This is a genomic window from Flagellimonas sp. HMM57 (assembly GCF_021390175.1).
In the GTDB taxonomy this organism is placed as follows: domain Bacteria; phylum Bacteroidota; class Bacteroidia; order Flavobacteriales; family Flavobacteriaceae; genus Flagellimonas.
In genome coordinates, this window is the sequence record NZ_CP090004.1 from 3,015,414 (window position 1) to 3,040,262 (window position 24,849).

The window sequence follows — 24,849 nt, forward strand, 5'->3', positions numbered from 1 at the left end:
AATCAATAAGGTCGTATTAAATACTGTAGCTTTCAATATAAAAAACTACTACTCTTCCTCTGTGTTATTTCCTTCTTCGACCTCCTTATCACGGTTGTGCTGCATGATATTGAGTTTCTTGAGCTTTGCTTTCCATGTTTCCAAAGCTTGTTTGTGCTGGTCAATATTTTTAATTACATCTTTCACCAAAGGATTGTCCTCGGAAGCATTTGAGAAGAACTGTAGATTGTTTTCCAATTGCCTGATTTCAGATTTACTTTCTTCAATTTTTTTGCGGATAAAGGCTCGCTCTTTGCTAATGGCCATGTCATTATCATCATGTGCCAATTGCTGCATTTTGTCCCCATATCTAAGTAATTCTGACTCTTGCCTGCTAACACCCAATTTTTTAAACAGAGCATCTACGATTTTATTGAACTTCCCGTTGATATGTTTTTTATTGTAGGGTAAGCGTCCGTAAGTTTTCCATTCAGAAATAAACTTTTTTAAGCTTACAATATCTTTTTCAGAGTCACCACTTAACTGGAAAGCTTTAAGTCTATCCAAACATGCATTTTTCTTTTCAAAATTTGCATACTCTTCTTTTTGAGCTTCATTCTTCTCTTCATGAAGCCTATTAAAATAGTGGTTACAGGCATTTTTGAACTCGTTCCAGATCTTATCTGAATATTTACGAGGCACATGCCCAATTTTTTTCCATTCGCTCTGGATGCGTTTCATTTCGGGAGTTGCCATTTCCTTATCATCACTATCCTTGAGCGCAAGGGCCAAATTCAACAAAGCTCGTTTTTTTTCCAGATTGTCGTGTTGTTCCTTTTTTTGATTTTTGTAGAAAGAATTTTTATTTCGATTGAACTTGCGAACAGCTTCTTTAAAAGTGCTCCATGTTTGTTCGTTCACTTTTTGTGGAACCTTACCCGCTTTAAAAAAAGATTCTCGTAGTGCTTCAATCTCTTTTATCTGTTGTTGGAGCGCTTTGTGATTATTGGTAACATTTTCTGCAATATGCAGTATGTTGGCAATAATCCCTTGTTTCTTTTCTAGATTTTGCTCGTAGACTTTTTCTAGTTCTTGGTAGTTTTCTTGTCTACGTTGGTGCATGGCTTTAGTAGCGTTGCTAAAACGCTCCCATACCTCCTCACGCTGCTCCTTGGCAACCGGGCCTATATCTTCCTTCCAGATTTTATGGAGCGTTTGTAGTTCTCTAAAAGCTTTTCCTAGATCGGGTTCGTTCGCCAATGCTTCGGCACGTTCTACCAGTTTTAGTTTTTCTTCTAGATTGTGCTTAAAATCAAGATCACGTAGTTCCCTGTTCAGGTGTAAAAAATCATAGAAAATTTCCATGTGGTGATGGTATGTTCGCCACACGTCGTTATAATTATTTCTCGGAATAGGTCCTGCATTGCGCCATCTTTCCTGTAAATCTTTGAAGTTTTTATAAGTTGTATTGATGTCTTCCTCTACATTCATAAGACCTTTGAGCTCTTCAATGATTTCCAGCCTTTTTTGAAGATTGCTTTTTAAGTTCTGTTCAAGATTTTTATAATATTGGTCTCGTTTTTCACGGAATTCTGCAAAAACCTCATTAAACTGTCTTTTGGCAACAGAATTGTAGCGAAAATCGATTTCATTGCCACCATTGGCCACAAACTCTTCTTTTTTGTGCTCTAAAAACTCTTGGAATTTTTGGTCAAACTCATATTTAATGGAACTTGCATGCTTATTTATAGCCTGCACTTTTTCATTCCTTACCAAACGCTGTAATTCCCCAACTAAATTCTCCATGGACATTGCATGGTAATCCAGTAAGGGGATATGGTGCCTTTTCTCATTGTCCTTATCTTCTGCATCCTCAGCATTGGATTCTTCTATCTCCTCCATGACCTTGTCGGCATCTTCTGTTTTGGAAGGCTCTTCTTTGGATGAAGGTTGTTCTTTGGATGAAAGTTGTTCTTCAGCTTGAGACGTTTCTTCGGACTTATTGTCTTGGGTTGGTATTTCTTCTATGTCTGGTACTGAATCATCGGATGTTTTTGGCTCAGAAATGGGGCTTTCTTCCATGTTTTTAATCCTCTTCTCCGGGTTGAGTTCAGCATCACCTTCAGTTTCCTGAAGTTTTTGTTCATTTTCCTGCATCAGTAGTGTCTTTTCCTTTGGATTGATGATAATTATAGCCAAGTTAACAACTAAATTACCCAATTACAAAAGTAACGACGCTTCTTTTGTTTAAGTTTCGCCCTTGTGTAGATTGAACAAAATAAAGTACGATTCGCGGTCTTATTTGGCATTCCAGATTCCCCAAGCTTTTTCTGCTTGTAACTGCAACATTTTCAACCCATTACATATGCTGGCTTCCATTTTCTCACCTTCTTTTAAAAATGCCGTCTTTTCTGGATTATATATGAGATCAAACAAAAAGTGCCTATTGTTCAGGAATTTATAGGGTATTGAAGGTTTTTCGTTAATGTTGGGAAAAGTACCCAATGGTGTGCAATTTACGATGACGGTATGTGTTTCGATTGTCTCTTTATCTAATTCTTCGTAAATCAAATAATCGTTCTTTTTAGTTCTGGAAACATAGGAATACGATATACCAAGTTCTTTGAAAACAAAGCTTATGGCTTTTGATGCTCCTCCGGTCCCTAGAATGAGTGCCTTAGTGTGGTGCTTTTTTATATAGGGCTCTATTGATTTTTGAAACCCATAAAAATCTGTATTGTAACCTTTCAAACCATTTTCTGTGATTTTTATGGTATTTACCGCACCTATTATTTTTGCGGTACCGTCCAGTTCCGTTAAAAAAGGAATTATTTGTTCTTTGTAGGGTATGGTTACATTTAAGCCTCGTATGGTGTTTTCACTCAAAAGCCTTTTAAATTTAGAGATATCAGCGAGGTCAAAGTTTTCATAGCTATAATTATCCAACTTTAATTCCTTGAACTTTCTCGTAAAATAGCCCTTGGAAAAAGAGTAGGATATATCCTTACCCAGCAGTCCGTACCTGTTCTCTTTCTTTTCTGTTTTTTCCATACCAATCCAAAATCAATAATACTAAGATACCCAAGATTACAAAAAGGATGGCCCACCAAGTTTCTGGATTTCCCAAATTGGGAAAATAGCGTTCGTAATTGAGCACGATTTTATCCCCATTGGAATCGAGCAATACGTTGCCAAATACATCTGTTTTGTACATGGTTCGCTTCCAAGGCCATACAACTCCAAGCGAACCTGTGATAAAGCCTACGATCACCGCAGTGGAGATTTCCTTATAATATTTCAGAAGATAACTGAGCAAGTGCGAAAAGGTAACCAAACCTGTCGCGGAACCAAGGGTGAAGATTCCCAATATTTTAAGCGTTTGCATGCGCTCGGAGTTTTCCATAAAGCTTAAGTCTCCAGAAAACACTTCAGAAATGGTGTCATAGAGTGCATTTACGGAATCGACCAACAAGAGCACATAATTTCCTAAAAGGATTAGAATAAAAGAGCCGGAAAGCCCGGGCAGCGTCATACCGGAAACACTGATTATGCCACAGAAAAATATGAAGAATAGATTATCGTTCTCAGTAGCGGGATTTAGAAAACTAATGGAAATACCTATTGCCAAACCAATGATTCCCGCTGTTATGGTTCTCCTGTTCCAATGGTCAAAGTCTTTGGAAATATAGTAAATGGAACCTAAGATCATCCCAAAGAAGCAAGCCCATACAAAGAGTTCATTTTGTTCTAAAAAAAAGTCCAATACCCTAGAAATGCTAAAATAACTTACCAACATCCCGAAAATCAACAATAAAAGAAATTGACCGTTAGTGTATTGATAAAAACTCTTAAACCTACCGTTTAGTAATAACTTGAGAGCCTTGGAATTAATTTTTTGCAGCGAATAAATGAATTCTTCATAAAACCCGCCCACGAAGGCAACAATTCCCCCTGAAACGCCGGGAACTTTGTTTGCTGTTCCCATACAAAGGCCCTTTATGATCAAAAAAATATTATCCAGTAATGTTCTAGGCTGATGCATACAAAAGTCTACCCTTATTTTTTGGAAGCAAATCTTTCCAAGATAAAAATAAGCGAAAAACCTGTTATAGCTAGGATTAAGGCAAGTATTAGTTGGTTATCTCCTTCAAATGCCCACGGCCATACATTCATATCATCTATGACGATGGTCTTGTCCCCAAAGGTTCTGGTTTCCAAAACTTTTTTCCAAGGCCAGATTTTGTTTAAAGATCCCAGTATAAAACCTGTTAGCAGGGCTAAGGTTATGTTTTTATAGTGATTAAACATCCATTTTAGGATTCGTGCAAAACTTAAGAGCCCAAAAATGGCACCCAAACCTACTGTAATTACGATTTTTATATCTTTTTCATGAACCGCATCCAGAATCGTTTTATACGAGCCTAACAAAACAAGAATAAAAGCACCTGATATGCCCGGCAATATCATGGCACAAACAGCTAAGGCTCCAGATAAGAAAAGGTAGGGAAGACTGTTTACATTTTCATTGGGGGGAAGTTCTGTAATAACGAACGCAAGAGCAGCACCTATTAAGAAAATACTAATGGTTCCAAAATTCCATTTTGCAATTTCTTTGCCCACAAAGAAGATACTTGCAAATACAAGTCCAAAAAAGAACGACCATAACAATATGGGCTTATTTTCCAATAACCAACTAAGAAACTTGGCCAGTGATACCACACTGATAAAAATGCCTAAGAAAAGAGCCAATAAAAAATTACCGTTGGCTTTGTCCCAAAAAGCTTTAACCCCTTCTTTCTGTAATGTTTTAAAGAGTGAAAGGTTTATGTTATTGATGGAACTTATCAATTCCTCATAAATACCGGAAATAAAGGCTATGGTTCCACCTGATACCCCTGGAACTACATCGGCCGCACCCATTGCCATACCCTTTAACGTGACAAACACGTAATCGATTAATTGACGAACTTTCATGAACTATGCTAAGATAAGGGAACCCTTAATTATGTGGACGTTTTTTTTATTTCTGAGACCAAGGTCTGTAACCATGATACTTCACTAAATTCAGGAAACTCTTCTTCGAATAAAGGTAATTTTTCAGCATCTATCTCTATGGCATGCTTCAATTTTTCCTTAGCAAGCAGAATCTCATTGTTTTTTAGATAAATACCTGCTAGTTTATATGCAAGTTCGGCACTTTCAGGATAAAATTCTATACCCTGCACCAATACTTGAATCGAAGAATTATAATCTTTTATCTTTTTCAGTACATCTGCCCAATTCTGCCAAGTATCGTGTTCATAATTACCCAAATCAACAGTTTGTTTGTAGGCAAAATCAGCTTCATCAAAATTGTTCAGCGCAAAATATATTTTTGCACACTTTTTCCAGTACAAAGGATTTTCACCATCAATATTGATAGCCTTATTGATGTAGTACAAGGCTTTTTCATAATTCTCCAACTTAAAATGGAAATTAGTGATAGCCAGCCAGCCTTTGTCAAGTAAAGGGTCTTCGTGAACTGTACTATAGTAGTAGTATTTGGCGAGATCATTGTTGCCCAGTTTTTCATGACACTTTCCTATTCGAAGGTAAGCATGTGAAGTAGGGTCTTCTATGGAGATTGTTGTCTCATAGTTCTCAATGGCCTCATTGAGCCTTCCCAACTTTTCCAAAACCTTTCCTTTTTCAAAATAGGCACCTATAAACGAATCATCGGATATAATAGCAAAATCATACGCTGTCAATGCTTCCTTATACATGTCCATGGCATAGTACATTTTACCCAATTGATGCCATGCCACTTCGGAATAGGGGTTACGCTCCAAATATGCATTTAAATAAAGGATAGCACCATCAAAATCCTCTAAAAATTCAAAGCAATAAATAACATTATAAAGTGAGGAATAATCGCTATCATCAAAGTCCACACATCTCATAAAACTACGTTTGGCCTTTTCAAAGTCATCTAAAAAAAGATATTCCATTCCCAGAAGTGAGTGAATATCAAAACTATCATCAGTAAGTTGTAATGCTTCCATAAGAAGATTAACGGCCTCTTGATGGTTGTCCTGTTTTGATTGTATATTGGCGCGTTGGATGTAAATCTCTTCGTTGTTGGAATTGATATTCTGAAGTTCGTCCAATAGCCTTTCCGCTTCTTCATATCGGTCTTCAAAGACCAAGACTTCAACACGGAGTAATTTTAATTCCGATGAGTTAGGGTGTTGTTCCAAACCAATTTGAATGGCTTTTTTGCCCAATGAAACTTTACCATTGTTCAAATAGTGGTGAATGATTTCCTCAAAGTCCTCAGCATCGAAAAAATAGACGTCATCTGTCTTGAGCATGGACTCAAACTTGCTGATCGATTTGTCTGGGTGTTCGTTGGGATTTGATGCCATAGAAGGTATATTGGTTACACTATGGACTTAAAATTAGCCCTTTGCCTTTATCTTTAAGTCCGCATTTTGGGTATGTTATCAACAAATTAGTTAACAGCTGCGGGTTTATATGCCTTTAAAATTGCTATTATTTTGTCGCATCCTTCGGTTATTTCTTTCATGGAAATAGTCAAAGGCGGCGAAATACGTACTGCTTTGGGTTCAAAAAGCAACCAAAAAAGAATGAGTCTGTCTTTGGCCGCCGTCAACACTAAATAGTCAACGATTTTTTCATCTTCGAGCAGTAAGGCAAGCATTAAACCTTTACCCCGTATCTCTTTAATCAAAGGGTGTACCAAAAGGGAACGGAACAGTTTTTCTTTCGCTAATGTCTCTTGAATGAGGCGATTTTCAGTTAGTTCCCTTAATGTTGCCAAGCTGGCAGCTGCGATTACGGGATTTCCGCCAAATGTGGTAATATGTCCAAGCTTTGGAGCATCTTGTAAGGTATCCATCAGTTCTTTTGAGGCAATAAAAGCTCCAACAGGCAATCCTGATGCCATGCCCTTTCCGACGACTAAAATATCTGGTATACAGTTAAAATGTTCAAATGCAAAGAGTCTTCCCGTCCTTCCAAATCCGGGTTGTATCTCGTCCAAGATCAGGAGTGCGCCAACTTCATTGCAACGTTGCCTTACTTGCTCTAGATATCCGTTTTCTGGCAATATAAATCCTGCTCCACCCTGAATGGTCTCTAGAATGACCGCTGCTGTTTTTTCAGTAATCTTTTCTAAATCTTCCAGTACATTAAACGTAATAAAGTCGACATCTGGAATTAATGGTCTAAATGCGCTTTTACGTTTCTCGAAACCCATAATGCTCAAACTTCCCATGGTATTGCCGTGATACGCATGATGGGCAGCTATGAGCTGGGAACGGCCAGTATACCTTCTAGCCAATTTTAAAGCGCCTTCTATGGCTTCTGTGCCAGAATTGACCAAGTAGGTTGTTGTAAGGTTTTCGGGCAGGTATGAGGCCAAAAGCTTTGTGTATTCCACTGCAGGTTGCTGCACATACTCTCCATATACCATTACGTGCATGTACTTTTCTGCCTGTTCTTTGATAGCATTGACCACACTAGGGTGACAATGTCCAAGGCTGCAAGCCGAAACACCAGCTACAAAATCCAAATGTGTATTGCCTTGCAAATCATAGATGTAACTTCCAAGGGCATGAGAAACTTCTAGTCCAAGTGGGTGAGGGGTAGTCTGGGTTTGGTATGTGTGAAAATCATCTTTTAGCATCAGGGTTTCTGTACCTTTTTAGCAGTAACCTGTTTAGGCTTTATGCCTTTTGTGTTTGGTATATTGTTAATTGGGTCGTTTTGATTTTTTTGGCGCTCCTGTTCTTCGGCATCAATATCTATAGGGTTTTCAATACCGCGTATGGGAACAAGTTCTATATTGTTGTCATCCTCATCAAAAATATCATCTTTGCTTAAAATGCGTTCGTCCCCACGCCAAACAAATCCCTTTAATTTTCTACTTTCCAAGGGCAAATCTTTATCTGGAAAGATGTCGCCATCCGGATTTACGAAAAAGGTGATATCCTCTATATCGTTATTTGCCATGAGCAATCGTATCTTACTGCAAATAGTCTTATCGATACCAATTAACTCATCGTCATCATTATACATGTAATAAATGACTTCGGTGTTTTTGACCAGATCAATGATTTTAAGCTCGTTTTCGATGAATTTTCCAAACAGATCTTTCCCTTTGGCTTGATTGTAACCAACTTTACCAATAGTATCAAAGGAGATGATAAAAGCGTTTTCCAGTACTTTTAGCGAATCCAGTTTTTCAGTTTCCAAATCTGAAATTAAGTGGATGCTATCTCCGGTTATCTGATTTTCAACGTTCCACATGATGGGATTGCGTATTAATTGGGTAATCCCTGTTTTTTCTTCAGAATGGATAGAGTCGCACTTACCGCTCAAATCCTTTTTATAGAATTTTGCATTTCTGAAAGCCCTAAGAATGCGACTTTCGGGCTTACCGGTCACCATTAGGGTATCTCCGTGCATGTACAGGGAGTCTTGTTCTACCAAGCTTACTGAAACGGCTCTTTTTGTGGCAAAAACAGAATCCTTGGCCTTGAATACCTCTGCATAATGGGCTCGTATAACCCCATCATTTATAGTATCTGTAATTTGAATATTGTTGGTGGCCGAAGCAAATTCAGAGGTCTTGTCAAAATAGAGGCTATCCCCCTCAATTATCTTGTAATTGTAATCAATTCTGGTATTTTTAATGCCGTAGCCTTGCTCGATTTTGGTATCATAAAAACCACGCTCACAATAAATTTTATATTCTTCTCCGGTGATGGTGGAGGGACCGTACATATATGCGTTTTTTGAAACACGGTAATAGTCCAATTGTTCAGAATCTATGATATACTCGGGATTGTCGATATGTACATCACTTCTAAACTGAACTTTTTTCAATTCGGTGAAATACGTACCTATTTTACTCGTCAGTACATTGACAGAATCGACAACCTTGCCCCCCGAATTATAATAGGAAACTTGCTTTTCACGATCAAAGTACAAGGTGTCCGTGGTCAACGTCATTTTTCCATCTGTCAAATCAACATTTTCCCATGCTTTGGCTAAACTTGTATCTCCGTTCCAATCCAACTTTGCACTGTTCATCTCTATGGAATCGCCTTGCTGCAACCTCACATTACCAATGGCTCTAAGCCTGTTTTCTTGAGAATAAAAAATAGCGATATCACACCATAAATCGGCTCCTTTGTGCTCAAATTGAACTTGGCGCTGATCATCCTTACTAAATATGGACGCTCCAGGAAATTGCGCTTCATCCTTGGTGAAATTTGCACCGTATACAATATTTATTTGTTTGCTTTCTGGTGTTTGTCCTTCTTCTTGGGCATTGCCCACATAGAGACAGAAGATAAAAAGCACTATTAAAATTCTTTTCAATGCATTGAATTTTGCCCAAAAGTATGATTTTTAGCGAAAGCGATAAAAATCATTTAGAAAGGTTTGGGAATTAGGTTGCGGGAATAGGTAAATCCACTCAACAACAGGATTAAACTAAATCAACTCACACACCAATAGTTATAATACAATTGAAAATAGTAAACACCTGTTTGAAAACAGATTTTAAGATTATCTATGAATAGTCTGTAGCCTATCCGGTCCAACCGATACTATCTTGATGGGTACATTCAATTCAGCCTCTAAAAATGAAATATAATCGTTTAGGGCGGGCGGGAGCTCTTCTGCTTTGGTCAGTTTGGTCAAATCTTTTGTCCAACCTTTCATCTCCTTATAAACCGGAACTATATGCTCACTTTCTATATTGTAGGGTAGGTGTTCAATTTCTTCGCCCTTGTATTTATAAGCCGTACATACCTTTAAGCTTTTAAATCCGCTAAGTACATCTGCTTTCATCATCATCAGTTCAGTTACACCATTAACTTGCACTGCGTATTTTAAAGCAACCAGATCTAACCATCCACATCTTCGCGGCCTTCCAGTGGTAGCACCAAACTCGTTTCCAACCCGACCCATTGTTTCTCCGTCCTCATCAAATAGTTCTGTGGGGAAGGGGCCACTGCCAACTCTTGTGGCATATGCTTTGAAAATCCCCAGAACGCGCCCAATCTTATTTGGGGCTACTCCCAGACCGGTACAGGCTCCTGCCGCTGTGGTGTTGGACGATGTAACAAAAGGGTACGTTCCAAAATCAATATCCAATAGAGAACCCTGTGCTCCTTCTGCCAATATTTTTTTGCCCTCTTTTTGGGCTTGAAAAATATATTCTTCGCTGTCTATAAATCGTAGTTGTTTTAGCGTAGCGATTCCTTCATGGAATTCCGCTTCCAATTCTTTAAGGTCATATTGGATATCTACATTGTAGAACCCGATCATGGCTTCGTGTTTATCTGCTAGGGCACGGTATTTTGCTTCCCAATTGTCAAACTCTAAATCACCCACACGCATACCGTTTCTCCCCGTCTTATCCATGTAGGTAGGGCCTATTCCTTTTAATGTGGAACCAATCTTGGCTTTTCCTTTTGCAGCTTCGGAAGCAGCATCCAGTAGGCGGTGCGTTGGTAGAATAAGATGTGCCTTTCTAGAAATGAAAAGCTTGGAAACAATATCAATTTCAAACTTTTCTAGATTGTCCAACTCTTTTTTGAAGATAACAGGATCTATGACCACTCCGTTACCTACTACATTCACGGCATTTTTATGAAAAATTCCTGATGGTATAGTATGAAGGACATGTTTTATACCATCAAACTCCAACGTATGCCCTGCATTGGGTCCGCCTTGAAACCTGGCAATAATATCATAATCTTTGGTAAGTACATCAACAATTTTTCCTTTTCCTTCGTCTCCCCATTGGAGTCCAAGCAATAAATCTACCATGAAATGTATTGGTTATTCGGTTAGGTTTTCTTCTTTGTTACGTGTTCCGTAGAAATATAGGGAATGGTTGTTGATCTTAATGTCAAAAACCTCTTCGATTGTCTTTTTAATGGATTGGATTCGAGGGTCACAAAACTCCACTACCTCTCCGGTATCTGTCAATATAACATGGTCATGTTGACGGTCAAAATAGGATTTTTCGTATTGTGCCTGATTTTTTCCAAATTGATGTTTTCGCACTAACTTACAATCCAACAAAAGCTCAATCGTATTATATAATGTGGCACGGCTTACCCTATAATTTTTTGTTTTCATTTTGATGTAAAGAGACTCTACATCAAAATGGTCATCGCTATTATAGATTTCTTGTAAGATTGCATAGCGTTCTGGTGTTTTGCGATGCCCATTATCCTCTAAAAAAGAAGTGAATACATTTTTTACGATTTCTTGATTTTTGTTGTTCCCCATAGCTTTCTGACCTAAACTAAAGGACAAAGGTACAGCTAAAAATTAAATTCTGGTGACTTTGTCTATGCCCTCTATCTGCTTTAAATTGTTGACCAACTTTTTCAAGATGGCATTGTTTTTTACCACCAATGTAATCTTGCCCGTAAACGTTCCGCCATCAGCAGAAAAATTTAAATTTCGCATGTTTACGTGCATATTGTCCGATATAATATTGGTAATTTCATTTACAAGTCCCAAATTGTCGATTCCTGTAATATTAATATCTGCCTTAAAGTCTTCTTGGGTCGAATCTATCCATTTGGCCGTCATGATTCTGTAGGCGTAGTTGGATTGCAGGGAAATCGCATTGGGGCAATTTTTCTTGTGCACCTTTATACCATCGCTTACACTTAAAAAACCAAAAACATCATCCCCTGGAATAGGATTGCAACACTGCGAAAGCTTATAGCTTAATTTTTCCTCTTCCTTGCCAAAAACAAGCATGTCATACGTAGTGGTAATCTCTTCCTTATCAATATCCTTGGGAGTAGGATTTCGTCTGATTCTGTTTTTAAAGAAGTTTAAGAATGCATTGTGATATGACGATGCAAATTCCTTGATTCGTTCATTATCTATAACACCAATACCTACGCGATAGAATAAATCTAGGCTGGTCTTTAATTTAAAATAAGTGACCAGCTTATTGACCGTATCCTCGTTAAGCGTTATTTTTTGCGACTTAAGTTTTCTACGAAGGATTTCTTTGCCATCTGCTGCAACACTTTTTTTCTCCTCGCCAAGCGATGATTTGATTTTTGAGCGTGCCCGTGCCGTATGTGCATAATCCAACCAACTTTGATTGGGCTTGGCACTTTCCGAAGTAATAATTTCAACTTGGTCACCGCTACGTAGCTCTGACCCTAAGGGGACCAACTTTCCATTGACTCTAGCCCCTCTGGTTTTCATGCCTATCTCAGTGTGAATGTGAAAAGCAAAATCCAAAGGTGTAGCTCCTTTGGGCATGGACTTTAATTCTCCCTTGGGCGTAAATACAAAGATTTCCTTGGAGTATAGATTCAATTTAAATTCTTCAACAAAATCAACCGCATTATTGTTTGAAGTCTCTAATGCTTCCTGTAATCGGTTTAACCAATCTTCTATACCCTGTTCTTTCTGTTCGCCATGTTTGTATTTAAAATGGGCTGCATATCCCTTTTCCGCAATCTCGTGCATACGTTCGCTCCGTATTTGCACCTCTACCCATTTTCCCTTGGGTCCCATAACGGTAATGTGCAAGGCTTCATAACCTGTAGATTTTGGCGATGTAATCCAATCCCGCAAACGAATAGGGTTTGGCGTAAAATGATCTGTTACGATAGAATAGATTTTCCAAGCTAAAAACTTTTCATTTTTTCTATCCGATTTGTAAATGATACGCAGGGCAAATTTGTCGTACACCTCATCAAAAGAAACATTTTGCACCTTCATTTTTCTTCTGATGGAAAAAATGGATTTCATCCTTCCTTTGATGTCGTAATTCAGTCCTTCTTTATCCAGTGAAGTCCTTATAACATTGGAAAAATCTTCGATGTAAGCCAATTGTTCTTCCTCGGTATCTTCAATTTTTGCCTGTATATCTTGGTATACCTCTGGCTCCGTATATTTTAAGCTGAGGTCCTCTAAATGTGTTTTTATATTGTAAAGCCCTATTCGATGGGCCAATGGTGCATAAATGTATAAGGTTTCCGAAGCTATCTTCACCTGTTTGTGCTCGGGCATGGAATCCATGGTGAGCATGTTGTGGTACCTATCCGCAATTTTAATAATGATAACCCGTACATCATCATGCAAGGTCAACAGCATTTTTCTAAAGTTCTCTGCTTGCTGGCTTACATCTTTATCCTTTTTTAAGTGTGATATTTTTGTGAGGCCGTCAACGATACGAGCAACGGTTTCACCAAACATACGCTCTATATCCGCGAGTGTGTAAGGCGTATCTTCCACAACATCGTGAAGCAAAGCAGAAGCTATGGAAACGGCATCCAAACCAATTTCCGAGGCTACTATCTTTGCCACGGCAATCGGATGAAAAATATAAGCTTCACCAGATTTTCTACGCTGGTCTTTATGTGCATCAACGGCCACGTCAAAAGCTGAGCGTATCAATTTCTTGTCCTCCGAAGTCAAGTTTTGATAGCTTATCCGGAGCAATTCTTTGTATTGCTTCGCAATTTGCTTGTTCTCTTTTTCTATAGCAGCTTCTGTCATATTATATTAAAGTTACCATAATCTGTAAACGTAAACAACAAAAATTATGCCTTTAGGTTTCTAATACGTTCAACAAGAGGTGGGTGGGAGTAGTGTACGAAAACGTAGGCAGGGTGCGGGGTTAAATTGCTCAAACTGTTTTTTGATAATTTTTTCAATGAGGTTACCAAAGGCATGGCAGCAAACGTATTTTTGGCATAATCGTCCGCTTGAAACTCAAACTTTCGGGATAGGTAGTTCATGGCCAATCCAGTAATCTCAGAAATTGGACTGTACAATAACACAAAACCGACCAGACCTGCATGAAAACTGGCTGTATTTACCCCTATGGCCAAGGACACTTCGGGAATATTGATAAAAAGGGAAAGGATGAAAAGCGTAAAACCGGTCAGACCCAGAGATACTATCAAGTTAAAAATGATATGATTTCTTTTATAATGTCCGACTTCATGGGCTAAGACCGCAACAATTTCATCTTCGCTCAAATCATCGATCAGGGTATCGAACAACGTGATTCGTTTTTCCTTTCCAAAACCGGAAAAGTAGGCATTGGCCTTGGTTGATCGTTTTGAGCCGTCAATTACAAAAATATTATTGAGCTCAAAACCAACTTTTTTGGCATAGTTCTCGATTGCATTTTTTAGACTTCCTTCCGCGAGTGGCGTTTGTTTGTTAAATAAAGGGACAATAAATCTGCTATAAAATAAATTCATGAACAAAATGACAGCGCCAATCATAATCCAAGCGTAAATCCAAAAATTTGGACCAGTCCACTGATAGAACAATATGAAAAGTGAAAGCACACCACCGCCAAAAATTGTGGTCAGCAGGAGTCCTTTGATTTTATCAAGAAAAAATAATTTTTTGGAGGTTTTATTGAAACCATAACGTTCCTCGATTACAAAAGTCTGGTAGTATGAAAAAGGAATTCCTAGAAAAGTACTTCCCAACATAATGATGCCAAAAAATAGTAAGGCCATAGGAATTGTATCGGTCGTAACAGAACGTGTTAACGTATCTATCCATTCAAAGCCACCAAAGAATAGAAAACAAAGGGTGAGTATCAAAGAAAAACCATCGGAAAGCAAACTGAATCGGTAATTGGCATTCTTGTATTGTTGCGATTTATGGTATTCTTTGTCATCATATACATCGCTTAATTCAGAAGGCACTTTGGTTTTAAAATGTTTTGCATTTAAATACTCCAATAATTGATGAATCAAATATTGAATTACTAGAATACCTATAATAATGTAGAACAGAGTAGTTTTTTCCATAGGCTATAATCCACGTTGCCGCTTGGCTTCAAATATAAGTATTGCCGCCGATACGGAAACATTCATAGAATCGATTTCACCCTGCATCGGGATTATTAGGTTTTGGTCGGAATTCTGAAGCCAAGCTTCTGTTAATCCGGTAGCTTCGGTGCCAACAACAATTGCGGAAGATGTATTAAAATCACAATCCAAATAAATTTTGGATGCAGTTAGTGCCGCACAATATATTTTGATTTTTTGTTCCTTTAAAAAGTGGATAATCTCTTCTGTAGTTCCTGTTCCAATTTGATTCGTGAATACACATCCAACACTGGAGCGCACAATATTGGGATTATATAGGTCGGATTTAGGATTGGCAATTAAAACAGCATCTACGGCAGCTGCATCTGCGGTTCGTAATAATGCACCTATATTTCCTGGTTTTTCAGGTGCTTCAGCTACGAGGATTAAAGGATTGTCGGTTTTAAATTGAATTTGGGAAAGACCATGTGATTTTCCTTTGGCAATGGCCAAAATACCTTCTGTTTTTTCCCTATAAGCTATTTTCTCGTAAACAGGTTTGGATAGTTGTACAATCTCAATTTTTTGTTTTTTGGAGTAGGCAGAAATATCAAAATTGGTCTGGACTTCGGGACAGAAAAGTATTGTTTCCAGAAGGTACTCCCCTTTAAGTGCAAGTTCAATTTCTCGCTGTCCTTCTATTATAAAAAATCCAGTTTTTTTTCGTTCACGGGATTTTTCCTTTAGCAATAATACCTTTTTAATCAATGGGTTCTGGGTACTGCTAATCAATTTAGTTTCCATCACACTTCAAAAATACGTATTCTTGTAATCTTCAACAGTTTTTTCCGACAAAGCAACAAACTAAATAATATGAACAAAGTAATTATCCTGCTGCTCGCAGTTGCCATTGGCGCCTGTAAGCCTGCTCCAAAAAAAGAGGAAGCAAAAACAAGTCCTCAAGAAGAAAGCCTTGAACCTAAAAAAGCATTTCCAGAGGCCTTGGAAAAAGTCTTTGCTGCCCATGGGGGGTTGGAAACCTGGAATAGACACAGAACACTGTCTTATGATTTGCCAAAAAAAGATTTTACAGAGACACATACCATAGATTTATGGTCACGAAAAGATAGGGTGGATACCGATACGTTTTCTCTTGGTTTTGATGGAAAAGAAGTTTGGCTTTTAGATACCGAAAGTGAATATAAAGGTGATGCCGGTTTTTACCATAACCTGATGTTCTATTTTTATGCAATGCCTTTTGTCCTTGCCGATGATGGTATCATTTATTCGGAGACAGAAGATGTAATCTATGAGGACAAAAACTATCCTGGCGTACGAATTTCTTATGAATCTGGTGTGGGTGCGTCTTCCAAAGATGAATATTTTATCCATTATAATCCTGATAACCATCAAATGGCTTGGTTGGGATACACTGTGACCTACAGGTCTGGTGAAGCTTCTGATAACGTAAAATGGATTAGATATGACGATTGGCAAACCCTACATGGTCTTACTTTACCAAAATCAATTACATGGCATAGTGTCGAAGAAGGTAAAATCCTAGATGCCAGAAGCACGGTCGCTTTTGAAAATGTAATGGTGGATACTAATTCAAAATCAGAAGATTTTTACGCAAAACCTGAAGCTGCAAAATTTGTTGAGGTGAAGAAAAATTAATATTTGGGTTTAGTTTGGTTTCAAAACGTAGTACAAACCAACAATAAATGCTAAACGCTATTCGCCTACACTAAAGTTGTAAATTGTGCGTGGCTTGTAGCGTTTAGCACATAGCCCAAATTCTACTTCCCTTCGTACTTGCCCATGTATCTTTTCCAAAGTTCCGTTTGATGGGTCTCCAAAGAGATATCGCGTCCATCTATAAAGGCTCTGGAAAGTTGGTTGGTGCGCATATCCAAAGCATCACCCTCAGAAATGAACAGTGTGGCGCTTTTACCAACTTCCAAGGTGCCGTAATCAGCATCGATACCTAAAATTTTGGCATTGTTTCCAGTTATCAATTGTAGCGCTTTTTCCTTCTCTAATCCTTGCGCGACCACTTGACCTGCGTAGAAAGGCAGATTCCTGGTCTGAAAGTTTGAAGCTGATGCATTTTGAAGTCCCACAATTAATCCTTCATCCACTAATAGTTTTGGTAGTTTATAGGTGAAATCATAATCGTCATCATCGAATTTTGGCAGGGTGTGGGTAAAATTGACCAAAATAGGAATGTTGTTTTCCTTTAGAAAATCAGAAATCTTATGGGCATGATATCCACCTACCAGAACTATTTTTGTTGCTCCAGCTGCTTTAGCGTTTGTAATAGCGTCCATTATCTCTTTTTCACCGTCGGCATAGATGTATAAGTGTTTGGAACCATCAAAAATACCTTGCATAGCTGCATATGGAGCGTTAACTTCATTAGCATTTCCCTTGCCATAGGCATTTGCGTTTTGCATAAAGGTCTTAACATCATTGACCTGTTTTTGATAGTCTTTATTAGGGATAAAACCTCTTGGTTCTCCCATCCACCATCTACCATTTCTGAAAAGCGTTGGCCAGTTCAAGTGGATGCCGTCATCAGTCTTTACAGTTGCATCTTCCCAGTTCCAAGCATCAAACTGTACGATAGAGGATGTACCCGAAATCCTTCCGCCTTTTGGTGTTATTTGACTTAACAACACGCCATTGGGACGCATACTTTCTACTACTTTAGATTCGGCATTATATGCAATTATACTGCGTATATGTGGAATCATATCTCCAATTTCGTCTTGGTCATTACTTGCTCTTACCGCATTGACCTCAACCAGACCTAAAGCCTTGCCTGGAGCTATAAACCCAGGGTAGATATGTTTTCCGTTCGCATTGATAACTTGTCCTTTACTTTCAATTTCCGAGCCACCTATGGCAGTTATTTTACCATCTTCAAAAACCAAGGTACAGTTCTCTTTAATTGTTCCATTGCCAATATGGGCAGTTGCACCTGTTATCGTAATTGCTTCGGATTGGGCTGAAGCTGGCGTCTGTTGTGCGGACAGCATAAAATTCCCTGTAAACCCTAAAACGAGTAGTGATACTAATATTCTTTTCATGTTTTTATAGTTTTAAAGGCTATCGCAGTGAAACCTATCTTTTTTGTTCTGTTTTGGGCCTTGCATTTTTTTTCCGCTCTCTTTTTCATTGAGCATCATATTTGTAAGCATGTTTCGCTCTTTTTTTGCAGCTTCTCTAAGCATTTTGTCTTTTTCCAAATCAAAATAGATTACACCTTCGATCATGGTCTTTTCTGCTTTGGCATACACAGAAAGCGGATGGTCGCTCCACAGCACCAGATCTGCATCCTTGCCAACTTCTATACTCCCTACGCGCTCATCGATGTGTAATAGTTTTGCTGGATTCAGCGTTACGGTTTTCCATGCTTCAATTTCTGACATACCACCATATTTAACTGTTTTGCCCGCTTCTTGATTCAATCTTCTGGACATTTCTGCATCATCACTGTTTATAGCTACAGTAACGCCTTGGCTTGCCATTATTGCAGCATTGTGAGGGATGGCATCATTTACTTCATACTTGTATGCCCACCAATCACTAAAAGTGGAACCTCCAACACCGTGTTCGGCCATTTTATCGGCCACCTTATATCCTTCAAGAATATGGGTGAAAGTATTTACGGTAAAATCAAACTTCTCCGCGACCTTCATCAGCATGTTTATCTCGCTCTGTACGTAGGAATGACAACTTATAAATCGCTCTCCGTTCAAAATCTCCGCAAGGGTTTCCATTTCTTCATCGTACCGAAAAGGTTGACCACTTTTTTTCTTGGCATCGTATTCTTTTGCCCGCTGAAAATAATCTACAAAAACCTGTTCAACGCCCATACGTGTTTGCGGGAAACGTGAAAAGCTCTGCCAATTGGACTGTTTTACATTTTCGCCCAACGCAAACTTTATAAACTTGGGTGAGTCTTGGAATATAAGTCCGTCCGCACTTTCGCCCCATTTTAACCTTAATATTGCCGAACGTCCACCAATGGGGTTGGCAGACCCATGGAGTAGTTGAAGCGTTGTGACACCACCACCCAAATTTCTATAGATATCCATGTCCTTGGGGTCGATTACATCCGTCATTTTTACTTCGGCAGTGGAGTTGTGGCCAGCCTCATTAATGGCCAATGCGGCAATGTGTGAATGTTCATCTATGATTCCAGCGGTCACATGCTTTCCAGTCGCATCAACGGTCTTGGCATTTCCTGCATTTAAATCTTTCCCTATCCTCGAAATTTTTCCGTTTTTGACCAGGACATCGGTGTTTTCTAGGATGGCTTCCCCTGTCCAAACAGTTGCGTTCTTAAAAAGAGTGTTTTCCTGCTTTGGTTTGGTCTTATAACCGTAGCCTACATTGGGGTAGGATAGGCTTACCAATTCTGGAGCAGAATGTGCACTATCTTTCTTTGCTTTTTCCTGAAAAGCTGATGTTCTTCGAAGGGTAACGGATGACTCCCTACTATCGGGTGACACCATTTTCCCTTTAATGTTTTCTATGTTGTCCGTAACAAGGGCTATCAACCGATAGGATTCTCCCGCTTTATCGGAAAAGGACAGGTTTAACCAATCTTCGGTATAGTCAGTTTTTGAATCCAGTTTTAAGGTGTCTTGTTTGACACTCGCCTTTGGTTTACCAGCATCTCCACTGATTGAAACCGTGTATGTTTTTCCGTTGGCAGAAAGACTGTATTCTCCCCGAATATCCTTTTGATCTTTTGGATTGATAACATGTTTTTTACCTTGTACCCAATTTTCGTAAAGCGTGTTTCCTTTTTCAAAAATATCTCCTGAAGTGATCAAAAAATTTGCCTGTCTGCCAGGTTGTAAGGTGCCAATCTCGTTGGTCTTTCCTAAAATATTGGCAGGTACCCTTGTCAGTGCTTCCAATGCCGTTGTTTTTGAAAGTCCATATTTTAAGGCTTTCATCAATTTTGATGTAAAATCTGTAGGTGATTTTAAATCATGGAGTGTGAGTGCAAATTGAATGGCGTTTTCCTCTAAAACTTTTGGGTTTGAAGGCGCTAGGTTCCAATGCCGCATATCTTTTAAAGAAACATAATGTGCTTCATAGGGGTTGGAGACATCATAAGCTTTTGGGAAGTTAATGGGAACGATCAATTTGGCATTTGTAGCTTTAACTTCTTTTATGTTTTCATATTCGTCACCACCCGCCAAAATTGCATATTGCATTCCAAACTGGTCGCCAATTTTATCGGCACGCAATACATTTCCATTGCTTCCTGCAGCAAAGATCTGCATCATGTTTTTGTTTTCTATCAATGCTTCGATGGAACGATCTTTTGTTGACACGTTGCCTTTACCATACCAATCCATATCGTAATATAACTGTCGCAGTAGAGCAGTTGCTCCCATAAGCGAAGTGGGGTAAGATTGATTTTTGGCAATACTTTTTTTGAAAGAATGGTATTGAGCGGACCTGTCATCCAATATTCGTTCAGATTCGTTTCCCTCATCATTTAAGGTCACTAGAACTCCTGTTCCCCTAACTATACCATCTTGAATATGGGAGTTAACCGTTCCAAAACCAACCTTGCGCAGTACTTCTGCTTTTTTCTTATCATATGTGAAACTGGTAATTGCATTATTTTCTGGCATAATATGGTCATTCCAGTAAAACCCTTCTCTTGAAGGTCCATACTGTGCCGAACGCCCGCTACTTTTAGCTTTTTCGGGCATCTTTATCCCAAAACTGGAAAACACATCAATAAAAGAAGGATAAATATATTTTCCTTTTAAATCTTCAATGACAGTATTTTTTGGAATTGTCACATTGCTTCCTGCTTGTACTACTTTTCCATTTTGAATAAGCAGTGTCCCATTTTCTATAACTTGGGTAGGGGTAATGTATATCTTGGCATTTGTGAATGCCCTGTAGTTGTTGTTCTTTGTTTTGACACCATCATTCTTTGGAAAATAATCTTGTGCAAACAAAGCCGTTCCGCCCAAAAATAAAGCGAAAGCAAAGAGTTTCATTTTCATGTGCTCGTATATTGGATTAGTCTGTTTAAAGGTAATTGAAGTGATGCTATTCTACAAGCGAGTTTCTAGAAACCGTACTTTTCATGATAACCAATGACAAGCCCTACTACTGAGTTGTAACTTTGGATACCTTCCTGTTGGTTGTTTGCTTTTAAAAAGGTATTAAAAAGCGATTTGAACACAGGCTCCAATGGGTTTTCATAGTGCTCCCAGAAAGTGGCTACTTCCCTAAAGTTTTTCTTCACGCCTGGATTGAGTTTTTCAATAAGCTCATTAAATCTTGCTTCGTCTTTTCTTGATAAATCCGATAGGCAATAGCCCAAAGCATGCGAGTAAGCGGCATATTTAAAATAGACGTCGTCATTTTTTGAGGTGACCAAAAAACCTATCAGATTGGTGGCATCTTCTGCAGAATATCCCAATTGGTGTCCCACTTCGTGCCCGCTTACGGTCGGTAATCTAAAGGCAGGTAATAATCCATTCACCTGCGCCTCATTGGAAAAAGGGTTTAAATACCCTCCATATCCCATATAGGTGAGCGGAAGACTATAAGTTGAGGCTTTAAGACTTGGGGTTTTGTATTCAAAATCGGGATAGTATTCCTTTAACTTAGCATATCCTTCTTCTGTCTTTTTGAAGATTTCTTTTCTTGAATACGGAATTTCAACGGGATCAATGGTATCACCGGTAATTTGTATTTGGTAGTTATTTGCCTGTCTTGTCAAATGTTCTGTAGTGGAAACCAACTGATCTAGAGTATATTCTTTTTCAATCTGGAATCTCCAAGTTATTGGTTGCCTGTAATAATTTAAACCCCAGAGGAAATGAAAAACAAAATATGCTATGGACAATATCACAGTAATATTCTTTAGGAAAAGTAAAGGCTTTTTTCTAATAGATTTATGGTTTTTATAAATGTATCTAAATGCCAAAAACACTAAAACCGTGTAAAAAAGATCTCCTACGGAAAAAGGAACCCATCCAAAGAGTATTCTCAAAAAACGTGATATGGTAGGATATATACCATTACTGTAATGTGTTTCTACAAGTTCTGGATAATTGCCCAACCATTTTACCAAGATTACCTGAAGCGGTAAGGCAATGATCAGTATGGTCTTAATCCTTTGTTTCATTTAAAATGCAAGGTAACTATAGTATCTGCCGAAACTAGCTCTTAATTTTTATATTGCCAACATCTATCATACTCTTAACATACCTTTATGGCAAAGAAAAAAAGTCGCGCAGATGCGCGACTTTTTAACTAATTTTTTTTGGAAAACTATTCTTGAATTCCAACGATTTCCAAATCAAAGATAAGGTCAGAGTTTGGTGGGATAGGGCCTCCACCTTGTGCTCCATAACCCAGATGTGGTGGAATAAATAAACGAATTTTATCACCAACTTTCATCGTTTGTAACCCTTCTTTGAATCCAGGAATCAAACGTGCTTCGGGCCCGTATTCCATAGGTACGGGGAATAGCCGCCACCTTGCTTTCTTCTATCGTCGTACTTATTGAATTTGACGGCAATATCCTCATAATTGCTATCGAATAGATCTCCGTTCGGCAACCATCCAGCATAGTTTACCAATACTTTCTGACCTATTTTTGGCTGTTCGCCCTCTCCTTTGGTCAATGAAAAGATTTTTAATTCTGAATCGCTTTCTTCGGCTGCTTCTTTTTGTTGTTCAAAATCGGCCAATAATTCACTTTTCATTTTTTCAAAAGCGGCAACTACGGCTTCCTCCTCTGCAAAATAATCGGTCATAATCTGAATGGCATCAAACTTTTTTGCCTCTTTACCGTTTCGTATAATCTCTACGGCATTCATGACCACGTCGACTTTGGGTTTGTTGGCAGGAGCGACCACTTCAACATTTGCAAGCGTATCCACAACGTCCATTCCTTCCACAACTTCACCAAAAACGGTATGTCTGCCATCTAACCATGGGGTTTCTTTGTGCGTTATAAAAAATTGGCTTCCATTGGTTTTGGGACCGGAGTTTGCCATGGATAGAATTCCTTTTTTTGAGTGAGAAAGTGAATCATGGAACTCATCTTTAAATTTATAGCCGGGATTTCCGCGTCCTGTACCTGTAGGATCGCCTCCTTGAATCATAAAATCTTTGATGATCCTATGAAAAATAAGTCCGTCGTAATACTTCTTATCTTTAAGACTGTCGCTTACAAAGGGACTTTTTCCTTCCGCCAAGGATACAAAATTGGCGACGGTAACTGGGGTTTTTTCGTGCTCCAGTTTTACGAGAATATCGCCTTGGCTAGTCTGTATATCTGCATAAATCCCATCTTCCAAATCGGCATATTTGCCAGATTTGCATCCTAAGAATACGATTGAACATAGTGCTATTAAAACAAGGTATTGTTTCATTGTTTTTCTGATTTTAAATTTAAACTGTCTTGATTTATGATTATTGTATGCAATTCTATTGTAGATTTTAATGGTGTTTTTGGTCCAATATCATTTCCGTCACCATGGTATCCATATGCTTGCAGGGAAGGAAACAAAAATGTTGCCCGCTCGCTTACTTTTAGCAATTTCACCGCATTTTGAAGCCCGGGGAAGAGTTGTTCCTTGTCTACAACGTAAGATGTTGGGCCTTTATCCTTCATGGTATAAATAGTATCATTTGCCAATGATAGAAGATTGTAGGAAAACAATATTTGATCGTTTGTTTTTGGTAGGTAAGTTGCGGTATCGTTTTTTGTTTCAAAATAATACCAGAACCCGTTTGGACTGGCTTGGTAATCATGTATGGTGTCTTTTTCAATGATTGCCTGTATCATTTTTTCCTCCAGGGCAAGCAGTTCTTTATTTCGCTCAACGGATTCCTTAAAAAAACTCCCCGATTTTACTTTTACCGGTTTTCTTGGTTCTGGTCCTCCACAATTTACCATTAGAAGGGCCAAAAAAATAAAAAACACAATTCTCATGAACATAGTTGGTTTTTATAGGACTCTAAAAGTGTAACGAATTGTTTTGTAGTTTCTTTTATACTCATGTCGCTTCTTCCACCAGCAGCATTGTCATGTCCACCTCCGTTAAAATGTTTTCTGGCAAATTCATTTACCGAAAAATCACCAATGGAACGGAACGATATTTTTATGATTCCCTCTTCTTTGTTTTCAATAAAGATGACTGCAAAAATAATCCCTTCCAAGGTCAACCCATAATTGACAAAACCTTCGGTGTCTCCTTTTTTAAAATCATGTTTATCCAACTCTTCTTGCGAAAGCGTTATATAGGCCGTGCTATATTCTGGGAGTATGACCATGTTGCTCAGCGCTACACCCAAGAGATGAAGCCGAGAGGGAGAATTAGTATCGTAGACCCTTTGGTGGATTTCCATATTATGGGCCCCTTTATCTATTAAATCTGCTATAACGCGATGTGTTCTGCTAGAGGTCGACCTATATTTGAACGAGCCGGTATCTGTCATGATTCCCGTATACAGGTTGGTTGCGATTTCTTCATCTATTTTATCGATTTCACTTAAATATTCAATGAAATTATAGACCATTTCGCAAGTAGAGCTCATCCTAACATCTGAATAGGTAACCGTTGCATAGTCGCTAGGTTGTTGGTGATGGTCGATCATTATAAAAGTAGCTTCTTTTTCTTTTAAAACCGATTCCAACTGTCCTACTCTAGATAGATCATTAAAGTCGAGTGTGAAGACTACTGTTGCTTCTTCCAAACATTTTTTAGATTGCGAATTTTCTTTTTCAAAATTTAAGATGGACTCGTTTCCCGGCATCCATTTTAGAAACTTTGGGTAATCGTTTGGCGCTATGACAGTGGAATCATGTCCTTGTGAAATAAGAAAACCGTTCAGTCCCAAACACGAACCTATGGCGTCTCCGTCTGGATTTTTATGAGGTATGATTACGATTTTTTGGGGCTTGGAAAGAATCGACTTAACCGTCGTGATGTCCTCTAAATTCATGGGCTCAAAGATACAATAATAT

At 38.5% G+C, this 24,849-nt stretch carries 20 protein-coding genes; 1 reads left to right on the forward strand and 19 read right to left on the reverse strand.

Annotated elements, in window-relative coordinates; genetic code table 11:
• Positions 1–48: 48 nt before the first annotated feature.
• The 12 genes from LV716_RS13435 to LV716_RS13490 all read right to left on the reverse strand — a co-directional run bounded on the left by LV716_RS13435 (position 49) and on the right by LV716_RS13490 (position 15,620).
• Positions 49–2,061 carry a DUF349 domain-containing protein gene (locus tag LV716_RS13435; protein WP_370637528.1) on the reverse strand — a complete coding sequence of 671 codons (2,013 nt, stop codon included), beginning with the start codon at positions 2,059–2,061 and terminating at the stop codon, positions 49–51.
• 216 nt (positions 2,062–2,277) lie between these two features.
• A complete protein-coding gene (locus tag LV716_RS13440) occupies positions 2,278–3,030 on the reverse strand; it encodes a shikimate dehydrogenase (protein ID WP_163418303.1) in 753 nt (250 codons plus the stop codon).
• Positions 2,984–4,021, reverse strand: coding sequence for a DUF368 domain-containing protein (locus LV716_RS13445; protein WP_163418304.1), 1,038 nt, complete (start codon positions 4,019–4,021; stop codon positions 2,984–2,986). The genes LV716_RS13440 and LV716_RS13445 overlap by 47 nt, the downstream gene beginning before the upstream one ends.
• A gap of 14 nt (positions 4,022–4,035) precedes the next feature.
• Positions 4,036–4,953, reverse strand: a complete 918-nt coding sequence (locus LV716_RS13450; protein ID WP_163418305.1) for a DUF368 domain-containing protein — start codon at positions 4,951–4,953, stop codon at positions 4,036–4,038.
• 29 nt (positions 4,954–4,982) lie between these two features.
• Complete coding sequence (locus LV716_RS13455) at positions 4,983–6,383, reverse strand: tetratricopeptide repeat protein (protein ID WP_163418306.1); 1,401 nt, start codon at positions 6,381–6,383, stop codon at positions 4,983–4,985.
• 86 nt (positions 6,384–6,469) lie between these two features.
• Positions 6,470–7,666, reverse strand: a complete 1,197-nt coding sequence (locus tag LV716_RS13460; protein ID WP_163418307.1) for an aspartate aminotransferase family protein — start codon at positions 7,664–7,666, stop codon at positions 6,470–6,472.
• Positions 7,666–9,324 (reverse strand): OstA-like protein, encoded by a 1,659-nt coding sequence (locus LV716_RS13465; protein ID WP_370637529.1) that lies wholly within the window; start codon positions 9,322–9,324, stop codon positions 7,666–7,668. The genes LV716_RS13460 and LV716_RS13465 overlap by 1 nt, the downstream gene beginning before the upstream one ends.
• Positions 9,325–9,555: 231 nt before the next feature.
• Complete coding sequence (locus LV716_RS13470) at positions 9,556–10,824, reverse strand: adenylosuccinate synthase (RefSeq protein ID WP_163418309.1); 1,269 nt, start codon at positions 10,822–10,824, stop codon at positions 9,556–9,558.
• A gap of 12 nt (positions 10,825–10,836) precedes the next feature.
• Complete coding sequence (locus tag LV716_RS13475; RefSeq protein ID WP_163418310.1) at positions 10,837–11,292, reverse strand: Fur family transcriptional regulator; 456 nt, start codon at positions 11,290–11,292, stop codon at positions 10,837–10,839.
• Between the two features lie 42 nt (positions 11,293–11,334).
• A complete protein-coding gene (locus LV716_RS13480) occupies positions 11,335–13,539 on the reverse strand; it encodes a bifunctional (p)ppGpp synthetase/guanosine-3',5'-bis(diphosphate) 3'-pyrophosphohydrolase (protein WP_163418311.1) in 2,205 nt (734 codons plus the stop codon).
• Positions 13,540–13,583: 44 nt separating this feature from the next.
• Entirely contained in the window at positions 13,584–14,816 is a 1,233-nt protein-coding gene (locus LV716_RS13485) for a M48 family metallopeptidase (RefSeq protein ID WP_163418312.1), read from the reverse strand.
• Positions 14,817–14,819: 3 nt separating this feature from the next.
• A complete protein-coding gene (locus LV716_RS13490) occupies positions 14,820–15,620 on the reverse strand; it encodes an RNA methyltransferase (RefSeq protein WP_163418313.1) in 801 nt (266 codons plus the stop codon).
• Between the two features lie 69 nt (positions 15,621–15,689).
• On the opposite strand from LV716_RS13490, the gene LV716_RS13495 reads away from it, so the two are divergent.
• A complete protein-coding gene (locus LV716_RS13495; protein ID WP_163418314.1) occupies positions 15,690–16,493 on the forward strand; it encodes a DUF6503 family protein in 804 nt (267 codons plus the stop codon).
• Between the two features lie 122 nt (positions 16,494–16,615).
• Here LV716_RS13495 and LV716_RS13500 read toward each other — a convergent pair whose 3' ends face one another.
• The 7 genes from LV716_RS13500 to LV716_RS13525 form a co-directional block, all read right to left on the reverse strand.
• Positions 16,616–17,908: an amidohydrolase family protein gene (locus LV716_RS13500; protein WP_163418315.1), complete on the reverse strand. Its 1,293-nt coding sequence runs from the start codon at positions 17,906–17,908 to the stop codon at positions 16,616–16,618.
• A gap of 12 nt (positions 17,909–17,920) precedes the next feature.
• Complete coding sequence (locus LV716_RS13505) at positions 17,921–20,863, reverse strand: amidohydrolase family protein (RefSeq protein ID WP_163418316.1); 2,943 nt, start codon at positions 20,861–20,863, stop codon at positions 17,921–17,923.
• Between the two features lie 65 nt (positions 20,864–20,928).
• Positions 20,929–21,996: a DUF3810 domain-containing protein gene (locus LV716_RS13510; RefSeq protein ID WP_163418317.1), complete on the reverse strand. Its 1,068-nt coding sequence runs from the start codon at positions 21,994–21,996 to the stop codon at positions 20,929–20,931.
• Between the two features lie 146 nt (positions 21,997–22,142).
• The gene (locus LV716_RS18555) at positions 22,143–22,328 is read right to left on the reverse strand and encodes an FKBP-type peptidyl-prolyl cis-trans isomerase (RefSeq protein ID WP_370637407.1); all 186 of its coding nucleotides are present in this window, start codon (positions 22,326–22,328) and stop codon (positions 22,143–22,145) included.
• Positions 22,301–23,251: a peptidylprolyl isomerase gene (locus LV716_RS13515; RefSeq protein WP_370637408.1), complete on the reverse strand. Its 951-nt coding sequence runs from the start codon at positions 23,249–23,251 to the stop codon at positions 22,301–22,303. Before LV716_RS13515 ends, LV716_RS18555 begins: the two co-directional genes overlap by 28 nt.
• Entirely contained in the window at positions 23,248–23,814 is a 567-nt protein-coding gene (gene gldI / locus LV716_RS13520; protein ID WP_163418319.1) for a gliding motility-associated peptidyl-prolyl isomerase GldI, read from the reverse strand. The genes LV716_RS13515 and gldI overlap by 4 nt, the downstream gene beginning before the upstream one ends.
• Complete coding sequence (locus LV716_RS13525) at positions 23,811–24,827, reverse strand: bifunctional oligoribonuclease/PAP phosphatase NrnA (protein WP_163418320.1); 1,017 nt, start codon at positions 24,825–24,827, stop codon at positions 23,811–23,813. The genes gldI and LV716_RS13525 overlap by 4 nt, the downstream gene beginning before the upstream one ends.
• Positions 24,828–24,849: the final 22 nt, after the last annotated feature.

What these genes read in the sequence shown, in the direction of transcription:
- LV716_RS13505 (WP_163418316.1), bottom strand. Translation starts at nt 20,863, where the DNA reads ATGAAAATGAAACTCTTTGCTTTCGCTTTATTTTTGGGCGGAACGGCT.
- LV716_RS13500 (WP_163418315.1), bottom strand. Translation starts at nt 17,908, where the DNA reads ATGAAAAGAATATTAGTATCACTACTCGTTTTAGGGTTTACAGGGAAT.
- LV716_RS13435 (WP_370637528.1), bottom strand. Translation starts at nt 2,061, where the DNA reads ATGGAAGAAAGCCCCATTTCTGAGCCAAAAACATCCGATGATTCAGTA.
- LV716_RS13450 (WP_163418305.1), bottom strand. Translation starts at nt 4,953, where the DNA reads ATGAAAGTTCGTCAATTAATCGATTACGTGTTTGTCACGTTAAAGGGT.
- LV716_RS13445 (WP_163418304.1), bottom strand. Translation starts at nt 4,021, where the DNA reads ATGCATCAGCCTAGAACATTACTGGATAATATTTTTTTGATCATAAAG.
- LV716_RS13455 (WP_163418306.1), bottom strand. Translation starts at nt 6,383, where the DNA reads ATGGCATCAAATCCCAACGAACACCCAGACAAATCGATCAGCAAGTTT.
- LV716_RS13475 (WP_163418310.1), bottom strand. Translation starts at nt 11,292, where the DNA reads ATGGGGAACAACAAAAATCAAGAAATCGTAAAAAATGTATTCACTTCT.
- LV716_RS13515 (WP_370637408.1), bottom strand. Translation starts at nt 23,251, where the DNA reads ATGAAACAATACCTTGTTTTAATAGCACTATGTTCAATCGTATTCTTA.
- LV716_RS13480 (WP_163418311.1), bottom strand. Translation starts at nt 13,539, where the DNA reads ATGACAGAAGCTGCTATAGAAAAAGAGAACAAGCAAATTGCGAAGCAA.
- LV716_RS13510 (WP_163418317.1), bottom strand. Translation starts at nt 21,996, where the DNA reads ATGAAACAAAGGATTAAGACCATACTGATCATTGCCTTACCGCTTCAG.
- LV716_RS13495 (WP_163418314.1), top strand. Translation starts at nt 15,690, where the DNA reads ATGAACAAAGTAATTATCCTGCTGCTCGCAGTTGCCATTGGCGCCTGT.
- LV716_RS13460 (WP_163418307.1), bottom strand. Translation starts at nt 7,666, where the DNA reads ATGCTAAAAGATGATTTTCACACATACCAAACCCAGACTACCCCTCAC.
- LV716_RS13440 (WP_163418303.1), bottom strand. Translation starts at nt 3,030, where the DNA reads ATGGAAAAAACAGAAAAGAAAGAGAACAGGTACGGACTGCTGGGTAAG.
- LV716_RS13490 (WP_163418313.1), bottom strand. Translation starts at nt 15,620, where the DNA reads ATGGAAACTAAATTGATTAGCAGTACCCAGAACCCATTGATTAAAAAG.
- LV716_RS13525 (WP_163418320.1), bottom strand. Translation starts at nt 24,827, where the DNA reads ATGAATTTAGAGGACATCACGACGGTTAAGTCGATTCTTTCCAAGCCC.
- LV716_RS13485 (WP_163418312.1), bottom strand. Translation starts at nt 14,816, where the DNA reads ATGGAAAAAACTACTCTGTTCTACATTATTATAGGTATTCTAGTAATT.
- gldI (WP_163418319.1), bottom strand. Translation starts at nt 23,814, where the DNA reads ATGAGAATTGTGTTTTTTATTTTTTTGGCCCTTCTAATGGTAAATTGT.
- LV716_RS18555 (WP_370637407.1), bottom strand. Translation starts at nt 22,328, where the DNA reads ATGGAATACGGGCCCGAAGCACGTTTGATTCCTGGATTCAAAGAAGGG.
- LV716_RS13470 (WP_163418309.1), bottom strand. Translation starts at nt 10,824, where the DNA reads ATGGTAGATTTATTGCTTGGACTCCAATGGGGAGACGAAGGAAAAGGA.